The organism is Mycobacterium sp. E2699, assembly GCF_001666745.1.
GTDB lineage: Bacteria > Actinomycetota > Actinomycetes > Mycobacteriales > Mycobacteriaceae > Mycobacterium.
Genome location: NZ_LZJH01000136.1, coordinates 1 through 12,084, shown reverse-complemented (window position 1 = coordinate 12,084; position 12,084 = coordinate 1). Strand labels below are relative to the sequence as shown.

General features: G+C 72.1%; 11 protein-coding genes and 2 pseudogenes. 7 read left to right on the top strand and 6 right to left on the bottom strand.

What is annotated here, in order from left to right:
* Positions 1 to 806: pseudogene (manB, locus tag A5696_RS23375) on the bottom strand (phosphomannomutase/phosphoglucomutase); the annotation flags it as partial.
* Positions 807 to 918: 112 nt separating this feature from the next.
* The gene (locus A5696_RS23370; protein WP_082956244.1) at positions 919 to 1,380 is read right to left on the bottom strand and encodes a DUF3499 domain-containing protein; all 462 of its coding nucleotides are present in this window, start codon (positions 1,378 to 1,380) and stop codon (positions 919 to 921) included.
* Positions 1,381 to 1,552: 172 nt separating this feature from the next.
* On the opposite strand from A5696_RS23370, the gene A5696_RS23365 reads away from it, so the two are divergent.
* Entirely contained in the window at positions 1,553 to 1,975 is a 423-nt protein-coding gene (locus tag A5696_RS23365; RefSeq protein ID WP_067161129.1) for a metallopeptidase family protein, read from the top strand.
* 34 nt (positions 1,976 to 2,009) lie between these two features.
* On the opposite strand, the gene A5696_RS23360 is transcribed toward A5696_RS23365, so the two are convergent.
* Positions 2,010 to 2,348, bottom strand: coding sequence for a WhiB family transcriptional regulator (locus A5696_RS23360; RefSeq protein WP_067883371.1), 339 nt, complete (start codon positions 2,346 to 2,348; stop codon positions 2,010 to 2,012).
* Between the two features lie 319 nt (positions 2,349 to 2,667).
* Between A5696_RS23360 and cofD the strand changes: the two genes are divergently transcribed.
* From cofD to A5696_RS23340, 4 genes are read left to right on the top strand one after another with little or no spacing between them, the layout of a single operon-like run.
* Positions 2,668 to 3,663 carry a 2-phospho-L-lactate transferase gene (gene cofD, locus A5696_RS23355; RefSeq protein ID WP_067883370.1) on the top strand — a complete coding sequence of 332 codons (996 nt, stop codon included), beginning with the start codon at positions 2,668 to 2,670 and terminating at the stop codon, positions 3,661 to 3,663.
* On the top strand, positions 3,660 to 5,009 hold the full coding sequence (locus A5696_RS23350; RefSeq protein WP_067883369.1) for a coenzyme F420-0:L-glutamate ligase: 1,350 nt from the start codon (positions 3,660 to 3,662) through the stop codon (positions 5,007 to 5,009). Before cofD ends, A5696_RS23350 begins: the two co-directional genes overlap by 4 nt.
* A gap of 10 nt (positions 5,010 to 5,019) precedes the next feature.
* On the top strand, positions 5,020 to 6,606 hold the full coding sequence (locus A5696_RS23345) for a class I SAM-dependent methyltransferase (RefSeq protein ID WP_067883368.1): 1,587 nt from the start codon (positions 5,020 to 5,022) through the stop codon (positions 6,604 to 6,606).
* Positions 6,603 to 7,142, top strand: a complete 540-nt coding sequence (locus A5696_RS23340; protein WP_067883373.1) for an NUDIX hydrolase — start codon at positions 6,603 to 6,605, stop codon at positions 7,140 to 7,142. Before A5696_RS23345 ends, A5696_RS23340 begins: the two co-directional genes overlap by 4 nt.
* A 58-nt stretch (positions 7,143 to 7,200) precedes the next feature.
* Here the strand turns inward: A5696_RS23340 and A5696_RS23335 are convergent, their stop codons facing one another.
* Genes A5696_RS23335 through rfbD form a run of 3 tightly spaced genes read right to left on the bottom strand, consistent with a single transcriptional unit; the run spans position 7,201 to position 10,071 of the window.
* Positions 7,201 to 8,277, bottom strand: coding sequence for a sugar phosphate nucleotidyltransferase (locus A5696_RS23335; RefSeq protein ID WP_067883367.1), 1,077 nt, complete (start codon positions 8,275 to 8,277; stop codon positions 7,201 to 7,203).
* Positions 8,274 to 9,179, bottom strand: a complete 906-nt coding sequence (locus tag A5696_RS23330; RefSeq protein WP_067883366.1) for a glycosyltransferase family 2 protein — start codon at positions 9,177 to 9,179, stop codon at positions 8,274 to 8,276. Before A5696_RS23330 ends, A5696_RS23335 begins: the two co-directional genes overlap by 4 nt.
* Positions 9,172 to 10,071, bottom strand: a complete 900-nt coding sequence (rfbD, locus tag A5696_RS23325; RefSeq protein ID WP_067883365.1) for a dTDP-4-dehydrorhamnose reductase — start codon at positions 10,069 to 10,071, stop codon at positions 9,172 to 9,174. The genes A5696_RS23330 and rfbD overlap by 8 nt, the downstream gene beginning before the upstream one ends.
* Before the next feature lie 74 nt (positions 10,072 to 10,145).
* Here rfbD and A5696_RS23320 point away from each other — a divergent pair, with 74 nt between their 5' ends.
* Both A5696_RS23320 and A5696_RS23315 read left to right on the top strand, forming a co-directional pair.
* Positions 10,146 to 11,633, top strand: a complete 1,488-nt coding sequence (locus tag A5696_RS23320) for an LCP family protein (RefSeq protein WP_369803384.1) — start codon at positions 10,146 to 10,148, stop codon at positions 11,631 to 11,633.
* A pseudogene (locus tag A5696_RS23315) lies at positions 11,621 to 12,016 on the top strand (TIGR03089 family protein); the annotation flags it as partial. The gene A5696_RS23320 and the pseudogene A5696_RS23315, both read left to right, overlap by 13 nt.
* Between the last annotated feature and the right edge of the window lie 68 nt (positions 12,017 to 12,084).

The following is a 12,084-nucleotide window of genomic DNA, read 5'->3' as shown; positions in this document are numbered from 1 at the left end:
CTGGTCACCGTCGACGGCGACACCAGCCGCCCGCCCTCGTCGACCACGAAGCACCGGTCGGCGTCCCCGTCGAAGGCCAGCCCGATGTCGGCTTCGGTGTCGCGGACGAACTTCTGCAGGTCCACCAGGTTGGCCGGGTCAAGCGGGTTGGCCTCGTGGTTGGGAAACGAACCGTCGAGTTCGAAGTACAACGGCAGCAAGGTGATCGAGTCGATCGCGCCGAGGACGGCCGGGGCGGTGTGGCCGGCCATGCCGTTGCCCGCGTCCACGGCCACCCGCAGCGGGCGCAGGCCGGAGGTGTCCACCAGCGAACGCAGGAAAGCCCCGTAGTCGGCCAGGACGTCGCGATCGCTGACGGTCCCGGGCGGGCCGTCGTACGGCCGCACCCCGGCGATGAGATCGTCGCTGATGACGCTCAGCCCGGTGTCCGCCCCGACCGGTTTGGCGCCGGCCCGGCACAGCTTGATGCCGTTGTAGGCCGCCGGGTTGTGGCTCGCGGTGAACATCGCGCCCGGGCAGTCCAACAGCCCGGAGGCGAAATAAAGCTGGTCGGTGGACGCCAAACCGATCCGCACCACGTCCAGGCCCTGGCTCGTCACCCCGCGAGCGAAGGCCGCGGCCAACGCCGGCGAACTGTCCCGCATGTCGTGGCCGAGCGCCACCTGCCGAGCGCCCTCACCGCGCATCAACGTGGCGAAGGCGGCGCCCAGATCGGCGACCAGCGGCTCGTCGAGTTCCTCTCCGACCAGCCCGCGAACGTCGTACGCCTTGACGACGCGCCGGACGGTCGCGGCGGACCGAGACATGCGAACTCCTGACGCTCCTGATGATGGGTCCCTTGGCGTCAGCCTATCGGCCCGGGAAGAACCTGCGGCGCGTTAGACCCGGCAAGTGGGAGCCAGTCCCGGCCAGTCGAAACTAGTCCGAGGGGTCCGGCAACACCCGCAAATGTCCGCGGCGGCGACCGGAACGGTGCTCAGGCGGCGCGAGCAGCCCGCTGCTCGGCGCGGTGGCCTGGGTTCCGGCGTGGATGTGGGGATCGGCGAACCCGTCGAAGCCGTTTCGGGGCGCACCGGCGATCGGGCGGGAACGGCCCGCGTCGCCCGGGCGGCCCTCCCGCACCGCGTCGGCGAGGGCGACCAGGTCGTCCTCGTCCGGGTGGGTGGGCTCGGAAAAGAGGGGTCCGGCGTGGCGCACGAGGTCCCAGCCGCGGGGCGCGGTGATCCGGCCGGCATGGCCGACGCACAGGTCCCACGAATGCGGTTCGCGCGCGGTGGCCAGTGGGCCCACCACCGCCGTCGAGTCCGAGTAGACGAACGTCAGGGTCGCCACGGCGTAGTGCGGACACCCGGGCCGGCAACAGCGACGGGGAACGTTCACGCCGAAAGGCTATCGTGCGCAAACGCCACGGAAGCGCCGGACACGCGCATCCGCTCGACCCGCGATGTACAACCGTTACCATCGGCGCGTGGGCGATTCCGGCGGCTCCCCGCAAAGCGATCGGCCCGGGCGCCGGTCGGCTTCCTACCGCGCGTCGCGCCGGGGTCGCGACATGCGCGGCCCGCTGCTGCCGCCGACGGTGCCGGGCTGGCGCAGCCGGGCCGAGCGGTTCGACATGGCGGTGCTGGAGGCCTACGAGCCCATCGAGCGGCGCTGGCAGGAGCGGGTGTCCGAGCTCGACGTGGCCGTCGACGAGATCCCGCGGATCGCCGCCAAGGATCCCGACAGCGTGCAGTGGCCGCCGGAGGTCATCGCCGACGGCCCGATCGCGCTCGCCCGGCTGATCCCGGCCGGCGTCGACGTCCGCGGCAACTCCACGCGGGCACGAATTGTCTTGTTCCGCAAGCCGATCGAGCGACGCGCCAAGGACACCGACGAACTCGGCGAGTTGTTGCACGAGATCCTGGTGGCGCAGGTGGCCATCTACCTCGACGTCGAACCCTCGGTCATCGACCCCACCATCGACGACGAATGACGTTGCGCGGCGGGCGCGTCGCCGCGCGCCGGGGTCAGACGATGCCGCGCTTGAGGCGGCGGCGCTCGCGCTCGGAGAGCCCGCCCCAGATGCCGAAGCGCTCGTCGTGCGCCAGGGCGTACTCGAGGCACTCGTGGCGAACCTCGCAACCCAGGCAGATCTTCTTCGCCTCGCGGGTGGAGCCGCCCTTCTCCGGGAAGAAGGCCTCGGGGTCGGTCTGCGCGCACAGGGCGCGGTCCTGCCACTGATCCGGTGTCGCCGGCGGCAGGGGTTCGGGCTCGAAAGCGACTGGGGCATCGGGAACCACAGTCAGGTGCGGGCGGACGGGTGCCGCCGGCGCCGAGCCGATCATGGTGTGCGGTGTGCCTGTCATAACGCCCCGAAGGTGCTCATAAGACATGCTTCGTCCGCCTCCTCAGCTTTGATTTGAGAGAGTGAGTGCTTCCCACTGTTCTGATGTACAGACAATTCGAACAAGTGATCGAATCTCGGTCTGCGACACCGGAATCGGCCGGCCAACCGGGAAATGACACTGTTGTGATTAGACACTTGTTGACCTGCTTGGTCAAGCGTAATGGCCAATTTCCATATCATCTCGTGACGAAATTTCGGCGTTTCTGTTGTTTTCGGGTCTTCGGCGTGTCCATCACAATCCCGACACGGGCAGTACTGTCGAGCCCTGTGAAGGTCAAGTGAAGGTCACCGCTCTGGTCGGTGGGGTTGGCGGCGCCCGTTTCCTGCTGGGGATTCAACAGCTGCTCGGGCTGGGTCAGTTCCAAACGCAACAGGGCCCGGCGACCGACAGCCACGAGCTGACCGCGATCGTCAACGTCGGCGATGACGCCTGGATCCACGGGTTGCGCGTCTGTCCGGATCTGGACACCTGCATGTACACCTTAGGTGGAGGCGTCGACCCGGAGCGCGGGTGGGGTCACCGCGACGAAACCTGGCACGCCAAGGAGGAATTGGCGCGCTACGGCGTGCAGCCCGACTGGTTCCAGCTCGGCGACCGCGACCTGGGCACCCACCTGGTACGCACCCAGATGCTCAACGCGGGCTACCCGCTGTCACAGATCACCACCGCGCTGTGCGATCGCTGGCAGCCCGGCGCGCGGCTGGTGCCGGCGACCGACGACCGGTGCGAGACGCACGTCGTGATCACCGATCCGGCCGACGACCGCCGCCGCGCGATCCACTTCCAGGAGTGGTGGGTGCGCTACCGGGCGCAGGTGCCCACGCACAGCTTCGCGTTCGTCGGCGCCGAAAAGGCCGGCGCCGCAGCCGAAGCGGTGACCGCCATCGCCGACGCCGACGTCGTCCTGCTGGCGCCGTCCAACCCGGTGGTCAGCGTCGGCGCGATCCTCGCCGTCCCGGGCATCCGCGGGGCGCTGCGGGCGGCCCGCGCCCCGGTCGTCGGCTACTCGCCGATCATCGGCGGAAAGCCGTTGCGCGGCATGGCCGATGCCTGCCTGTCGGTGATCGGGGTGGAGTCCACCGCGGAGGCCGTCGGCCGGCACTTCGGCGCGCGGCGGGCCACCGGCATACTGGATTGCTGGCTGATCCACGAGGGCGACCGGGCCGACGTCGAGGGGGTGGCGGTGCGCGCGGTGCCGCTCTTGATGAGCGACCCCAAGGCGACGGCCGAGATGGTCCGCGCCGGGCTGGAGCTCGCGGGCGTGGACCGGTGAGTGAGCACGGCACCGCGGCCGCCGTCGAGATCCTGCCCGTCGCCGGGCTGCCCGAATTCCGGCCCGGCGACGACCTGGCCGCGGCCGTCGCCGCGGCGGCGCCCTGGCTGCGCCACGGCGACGTCGTCGTGGTGACCAGCAAGGTCGTCTCCAAGTGCGAGGGGCGCCTCGTGCCGGCCCCGGCCGATGCCGAGGCGCGCGATCGGCTGCGCCGCAAGCTCGTCGACGACGAGGCGGTGCGCGTGCTGGCGCGCAAGGGCCAGACCCTGATCACCGAGAACCGGCTCGGCCTGGTCCAAGCCGCTGCCGGGGTGGACGGGTCCAACGTGGGCCGCGACGAGCTGGCGCTGCTCCCGGTCGACCCCGACGCCAGCGCCGCGGCGCTGCGCGCCGGGCTGCGCGAGCGGCTCGGCGTCGACGTCGCCGTCGTCATCACCGACACGATGGGCCGCGCCTGGCGCAACGGCCAGACCGACGCGGCGGTCGGCGCGGCCGGTCTTCGCGTGCTGCACGGGTATTCGGGGGCCGTCGATGCGCACGGCAACGAGCTGGTGGTCACCGAGATCGCGATCGCCGACGAGGTCGCGGCCGCCGCCGATCTGGTCAAGGGCAAGCTGACCGCGATGCCGGTGGCCGTCGTGCGCGGGCTGCCCGCCCACGTCGTCACCGACGACGGCACGACCGCGCGACAGCTGCTGCGGCCCGGCGGGGAGGACCTGTTCTGGCTCGGCACCGCCGAGGCCCTCGACATGGGCCGCCGGCAGGCCCAGCTGTTGCGCCGGTCGGTGCGCCGGTTCGGCGCCGAGCCCGTGCCGCCGGAGCTCATCGAGGAAGCCGTCGCCGAGGCCCTCACCGCGCCGGCCCCCCACCACACCCGGCCGGTCCGGTTCGTGTGGCTGCGGAATCCGTCCGCCCGGACCCGGCTGCTGGACCGCATGAAGGACAAGTGGCGCTCCGACCTCGCCGGTGACGGGCGCCCCGCCGACTCCGTCGAACGGCGGCTGGCGCGCGGCCAAATCCTCTACGACGCACCCGAAGTGGTGATCCCGTTCCTGGTGCCCGAGGGCGCCCACGCCTACCCCGACGCCGCCCGCACGGCCGCCGAGCACACCATGTTCAACGTCGCGGTCGGCGCGGCCGTGCAGGCCCTGCTGGTCGCGTTGGCGGTCCGCGGGGTGGGCAGCTGCTGGATCGGCTCGACGATCTTCGCCGCCGAGCTGGTCCGCGCCGAGCTGGGGCTGCCCGCCGACTGGGAGCCGCTGGGCGCCATCGCGATCGGCTATGCCGAGGAGCCGCCCGCGCCGCGCGCCGCGGCGGACCCCGGTGATCTGTTGATCCGCAAGTGATACTGGACCCGTGAATTTCGCGGGCAAGGCGGCCGCGTCGGCCGACAAGGTCCGCGGTGGCTACTACACGCCGGCCCCGGTGGCCCGGTTCCTCGCCCACTGGGTGCGCGCGGCCGGTCCGCGCATCCTCGAGCCGTCCTGCGGCGACGGCGCGATCCTGCGCGAGCTGGCCGGGCTCGGCGGCCGGGCGCACGGCGTCGAGCTCATCGCCGACGAGGCGGCCAAGTCCCGGCGGTTCGCTCCCGTCGACACCGAGAACCTCTTCACCTGGATGGTCAAGGACTCCGGGGTCGAGGCGGGCGGCTGGGACGGCGCCGCGGGCAACCCGCCCTACATCCGATTCGGCAACTGGGCCGCCGACGAGCGCGCCCCCGCACTCGAACTCATGCGCCGCGAGGGCCTGCGTCCGAGCAGGCTGACCAACGCCTGGGTGCCGTTCGTCGTCGCCGCGACGCTCCTGGTGCGCGACGGCGGGCGGGTGGGCCTGGTGCTCCCGGCCGAGCTGCTCCAGGTCGGCTACGCCGCCCAGCTGCGCGAGTACCTGCTGAGCCGCTTTCGCGACATCACGCTGCTGACGTTCGACCGGCTGGTGTTCGACGGCATCCAGCAGGAGGTGGTGTTGTTCTGCGGTGTGGTCGGCGCGGGTCCCGCTCGAATGCGCACGATCAGCCTCCCCGGCGCCGACGCTCTGGCCACGGTCGACCTCTCCCGGGCGCCGTCGGCGCCTGCGCTCCTGCACGAAGAGGAGAAGTGGACCAAGTACTTCCTCGACCCCGCCGCCATCCGGGTGCTGCGCGCGCTCAAGGGGTCGGGGGTCATGACCCGGCTCGGCTCCGTCGCCGGGGTGGACGTCGGCATCGTGACGGGCCGCAACAGCTTTTTCACCCTCACCGACGCGCAAGCCGGCGAGCTCGGGCTGCGGCGCCACTGCGTCCCGCTGGTCTCGCGCAGCGCGCAGTTGACCGGGCTGGTCTACGACACCGACTGCCGCACAAGCGACCTCGCCGCCGGCCACCGGACCTGGCTGCTCAACGCGCCGGCCGAGCCCGTCGATGCCGCCGTGGTCGCGCACATCGGCGCCGGTGAGGCCGCCGGCGTGCACCGCGGCTACAAGTGCTCGATCCGCGAGCCGTGGTGGGTCACCCCGTCGCTGTGGATCCCGGACCTGTTCCTGCTGCGCCAGATCCACCGGGCGCCGCGGCTGACCGTCAACGCGGCGGCCGCCACGAGCACCGACACCGTGCACCGGGTCCGCCTCGCGCCCGGTGTCGATCCGCGCGCGCTGGCCGCGGCGTTCCACAACAGCGTGACGTTCGCGTTCTCCGAGATCCTCGGCCGCAGCTACGGCGGGGGCGTCCTGGAGCTGGAGCCCGCCGAAGCCGAGCAGCTCCCCCTTCCCGCGCCGGCGCACGCCGGCGCCGACCTCGCCTGCGACGTCGACCTGTTGTTGCAGGCGGGCGAGATCGACAAGGCGCTGGACCTCGTCGACCGGCACGTCCTGATCGACCGGCTCGGCCTGCCCGCCGAGGTGGTCGGGGCGTGCCGCGCGGCCTGGGTCTCGCTGCGGGATCGCCGGACGAGGCGCGGATCCCGTTGAGCCTCCGCGAATCCGCGATCTCGCTGCTGACCGACTGGCGGGCCCCCGACCCGGCGCAGGATTCGCTGCGGCACGCCGTGCTGGCCTTCGTGCACGGCCGCCCCGACGCCTGCCGCCGCGAGTGCGTGCCGGGCCACGTCACGGCGTCGGCGCTGGTGGTCGATCACACGGGCACGCGGGTGCTGCTGACGTTGCACCCGCGGCTGGGCCGGTGGGTGCAACTCGGCGGGCACTGCGACGACGGCGACGCCGACGTCGTGGCGGCGGCCCTGCGCGAGGCCACCGAGGAGTCCGGCGTCGCCGGCCTGCGCATCGATCCCGAGCTGGCCGCCGTGCACGTCCACCCCGTCACGTGCTCGCTGGGCGTGCCGACGCGCCACCTGGACCTGCAATTCGTCGCGCACGCGCCGGCCGGCGCGCAGATCGCGATCAGCGACGAGTCCGACGACCTGCGCTGGTGGCCGGCCGGCGCGCTGCCGGACGGCACCGACCACGCGCTGGCGTATCTGGTGGGCCGGGCCATTCGCCGAGCGTGAAGCTAGCCGCACACTCGACGCCCAGCGTGCGGCCCGCCGCACATCCGGCGAGGGGGCCTCAGACGTCGCTCGAGTAGCGGATCCCGCCGTCGGGGATGGAGACACCGGGCCACACGCGGGCGCCACGCAACAGCTCGCAGCGGGCGCCGATGTCGGCGCCGTCGCCGATCACCCCGTCGCGGATCAGCGCCCGCGGTCCGATGCGCACACCGAAGCCGATGATGGACCGCTCGATCACGCTGCCGGCCTCGACCTTGACGCCGTCGAAGATCACCGCGCCGTCCAGCCGGACGCCCGGGCCGATCTCGGCGCCGCGCCCGACGACCGTGCCGCCGATCAGCACCGCGCCCGGCGACACCGCCGCGCCGTCGTGCACCAGCTGTTCGCCGCGGTGGCCGTGCAGGGCCGGCGACGGGGCGATCCCGCGGACCAGGTCCGCCGACCCGCGCACGAAGTCCTCGGGGGTGCCCATGTCGCGCCAGTAGGTGGCGTCGACGTAGCCGCAGACCTTGACTCCCTCGTCGGACAGCAGGGCCGGGAACACCTCGCGCTCCACCGAGACCTCCCGGCCCCGCGGGATTCGGTCGATGATCCGGCGTTCGAAGACGTAGCAGCCGGCGTTGATCTGGTCGGTCGGCGGGTCCTGGGTCTTCTCCAGAAACGCCGTGACGCGGCCGTTTTCGGTGGGCACGCAGCCGAACGCCCGCGGGTCGCCCACCCGCACCAGGTGCAGGGTCACGTCGGCGTGCTCGTTGCGGTGGAATTCGAGCAGCTGACCCAGGTCGGCGCCGGAGAGCACGTCGCCGTTGAACACCATCACGGTGTCGTGGCGCAGGTGGCCGGCGACGTTGGCGATGCCGCCGCCGGTGCCCAGCGGGGAGTCCTCGGTCACGTATTCGATCTGCAGGCCCAGCTTCGAGCCGTCGCCGAACTCGGCCTCGAACACCTGGGGCCGATACGACGTACTCAGGATCACGTGCTCGATGCCCGCCGCCGCGATCCTCGACAGCAGATGGGTCAGAAACGGCAGCCCGGCCGTGGGCAGCATCGGCTTGGGCGCCGAGAGCGTCAGCGGCCGCAGCCGGGTGCCCTTGCCCCCGACCAGGACCACCGCGTCGACTTGAGGGCCTGTCACCTCAGCGCCCCCCCTTTCGCCAGGCTCCGTCTCCGGCTGCGCAGCGAACTGCGCACCATCAGGCGCGAACGCACCGCCAACGAGGCCCGCAGCGTCCAGCGCAGCGGCGCCCGCCACCAACCGGAATTCCGATCGGCCAAGAATAGATACGTGCTTTTGTGATGGGCCGCAAGGTGGCTCGCCGGGTCGTGCCCGGTGGAGTGGCCCTTGTGGTGCAGCACCTCGGACGACGGCACGTAGACGCTCAGCCAGCCGGCCTTGCCCAGCCGGTCGCCGAGGTCGACGTCCTCCATGTACATGAAGTAGCGCTCGTCGAAGCCGCCGACCTGGCTGAAGGCCGACCGCCGCACCAGCAGGCACGACCCCGACAGCCAGCCCACCGCCCGTTCGCTGGGCTCCAGCCGCTCCTGGCGGTATGCCGCCGTCCAGGGGTTGCGCTTCCAGAACGGCCCGACCACCGCGTGCATGCCGCCGCGGATCAGGCTGGGCTGGTGGCGCGCCGACGGGTACACCGATCCGTCCGGATCCCGGATGAGCGGGCCCAGGGCGCCGGCGTGCGGCCAGCGGCCGGCGGCCTCCAGCAGGGCGTCGATGCTGCCCGGACCCCACTGCACATCGGGGTTGGCCACGATCACCCAGTCGTCGTCCACACCGCCGCTCTCGGAAAGTTGCGCCACGGCGCGGTTCACGGCGGTGCCGTACCCGAGGTTGGCGCCGGTGTCGAAGAGCCGCACGTTCGGGTAGCGCTCGACCGCGGCCTGGGGGGTCCCGTCGGTGGAGCCGTTGTCGGCCAACAGCACGCTGACGGGCCGCTCGGTGGCCAGCGACAGGGAGGCCAGGAACCGCTCCAGGTGCGGGCCCGGCGAATAGGTCACCGTCACGACCGGCAGGACGTCAGTCACGCGTCGAGGGTAACGGTCGGTCACTGCCCGATGCGGCCAGCGCCGCGACAAGCCCGGCGCGCCAGGGCCTTAGGGGCTTGAGGCCCGCCGCCGCGGACTCCCGGCCGCCCAGCGCGGAATAGGTCGGCCGCGGCGCCGGGCGGGGAAACTCGCCGGTGCTGACCGGCCGCACCCGGTCGGGGTCGGCCCCGCATTCCTCGAACACCGCGCGGGCCAGCTCGAAACGGGACACCGCACCCTCGTTGGCGGCGTGCAGGATGGGGCCGGGCACACCGTCGTCGGCGACCTGCAGCAGCGCGACGGCCAGGTCGGCGACGTAGGTCGGCGACCCGGCCTGGTCGTCGACCACGTTCACCGGTCCGTCCCCGGCGGCCAGGCGCCGCATGACGGCGACGAAGTCGTTGCCGGTTCCGCCGGTATAGAGCCAGGCGGTCCGGACGATGACGGCCTCCGGCAGCGCCGCCAGGACGGCCCGTTCGCCGGCGAGCTTGGACAGCGCGTACACGCCGCGCGCGTCGGTCGCGTCGCCGGGCTCGTAGGGACGCGGCCCGCCCTCTGGCGGGTCGCCGGTGAACATGTAATCGGTGGAGACGTGGATGAGCCTCGCGCCGGCTCGCGCGCAGGCCCGCGCGAGGATTTCCGGGCCGGTCGCGTTGACCGCGTACGCGCGCGCCTCGTCGCTCTCGGCGGAGTCGACGTTGGTGTAGGCGGCGCAGTTGATGACCACGTCGCCGGGGCGGATGTTGCGTTCGGCCGCCGCCGGGTCGGTGATGTCCCACTGCGACGACGTCAGCGCGAGCACCTCGCGTCCCCGCTCCGCCGCTAGCGTCGCCAAACAGCTGCCCAGTTGCCCCCCGGCTCCCGTGATAACGATTCTTGACCTGCCCGACATGCGTCGAGTTTGGCACGGCGCGGGCGCGCCGCCACCGGCTACCCGCGAAGCCGCTGTGTCGCAAGTAACCTAGTGTGATGCCTGTGCAACGTGTGCTTCGTGTGGTTGCCAGTGTCCTGACCATCGCGGTCCTCGTCGGCACCGGAATGGCGTGGGGCAATGTGCGGTCCTTCGAGGACGGCATCTTCCACATGTCCGCGCCCTCGCTGGGCAAGGGCGGCGACGACGGCGCGATCGACATCCTGCTCGTCGGGCTGGACAGCCGCACCGACGCGCACGGCAACCCCCTGTCCCAGGAGGAACTGGCCACCCTGCGGGCCGGTGACGAGGAAGCCACCAACACCGACACGATCATCCTGATCCGGATACCGAACAACGGTAAGTCGGCCACCGCGATCTCGATTCCCCGGGACTCCTACGTCGCGGCCCCCGGCCTGGGCAAGACGAAGATCAACGGCGTCTACGGCCAGACCCGGGAGGCCAAGCGGGCCAGCCTCGTCAAGGCCGGCGCTTCGGCCGCGGAAGCCGCCGCCGCGGGCACCGAGGCCGGCCGCGAGGCCCTGATCAAGACCGTCGCCGACCTCACCGGCGTCACCGTCGACCACTACGCCGAGATCGGCCTGCTCGGTTTCGCGTTGATCACCGACGCGCTCGGCGGTGTCGACGTGTGCCTCAAACAGCCCGTGTACGAGCCCCTTTCGGGCGCCGACTTCCCCGCCGGACAGCAACGGCTCGACGGCCCGGAGGCGCTCAGCTTCGTGCGCCAGCGCCACGACCTGCCGCGCGGCGACCTGGACCGCGTGGTGCGCCAGCAGGTGGTGATGGCGTCGCTGGCCCACCGGGTGATCTCCGGCAAGACGCTGTCCAGCCCCACCACGCTGCGCCGGCTGGAGGCGGCCGTCCAGCGCTCGGTGGTGATCTCCTCGGGTTGGGACGTCATGGATTTCGTCCAGCAGATGCAGAAGCTGGCCGGCGGCAACGTCGCCTTCGCCACGATCCCGGTGCTCGACGGCGCCGGCTGGAGCGACGACGGCATGCAGAGCGTGGTGCGCGTGGACCCGCATCAGGTGGCCGACTGGGTGGCGAGCCTGCTGCACGACCAGGCCCAGGGCAAGACCGAGGAACTCGCCTACACCCCCGCCAAGACCACCGCCAGCGTGGTCAACGACACCGACATCAACGGCCTGGCGGCCTCGGTGTCAGAGGTGTTGAGCTCCAAGGGATTTGCCACCGGCACCGTCGGCAACAACGACGGCGGCCACGTGAAGAGCAGCCAGGTGCGCGCCGCCAAGACCGACGACCTGGGCGCCCAGCAGGTCGCCAAGGAGCTGGGCGGGCTGCCGGTCGTCGCCGACCCGTCGCTGCCGGGCGGCTCGGTCAAGGTGGTGCTGGCCAACGACTACACCGGTCCGGGCTCGGGGCTTTCCGGCGGCGGTGGCTCCGCCGTGTCCGCGCGGGTGTCCAACGCGGCCGCCAACCCGGCGCAGGGGGCCGATCCGAATGTGCCGCCGCCGTCGCCGATCCTGACCGCCGGCTCCGACAAGCCCGAGTGCATCAACTGAGCGCGACGCTGTCCGCCGCCATCCTGGACCCGATGCTGCGGGACGATCCGGTCGGCCCGCGCATCACCTACTACGACGACGCGACCGGCGAGCGTATCGAATTGTCCGCCGCGACGCTGGCCAACTGGGCGGCCAAGACCGGCAACCTGCTGCGCGACGAACTCGGCGCTGGCCCGGCCAGCCGGGTCGCGATCCTGCTGCCGGCGCACTGGCAGACGGCGGCGGTCTTGTTCGGGGTGTGGTGGATCGGCGCCGAGGCGGTGCTCGAGGGCCCCGCCGATCTCGCGCTGTGCACGGCCGACCGGCTGGACGAGGCGGACGGTACCGGCGCCGCCGAGCTGGCGGTGCTGTCGCTGGACCCGTTCGGCCGGCCGGCGCCGGACCCGGGTGACGTTCGGCGACGATGCGGTCGACGTGGTCCCGCACGGCGGTGGCGTAGTCGGTGACGCCG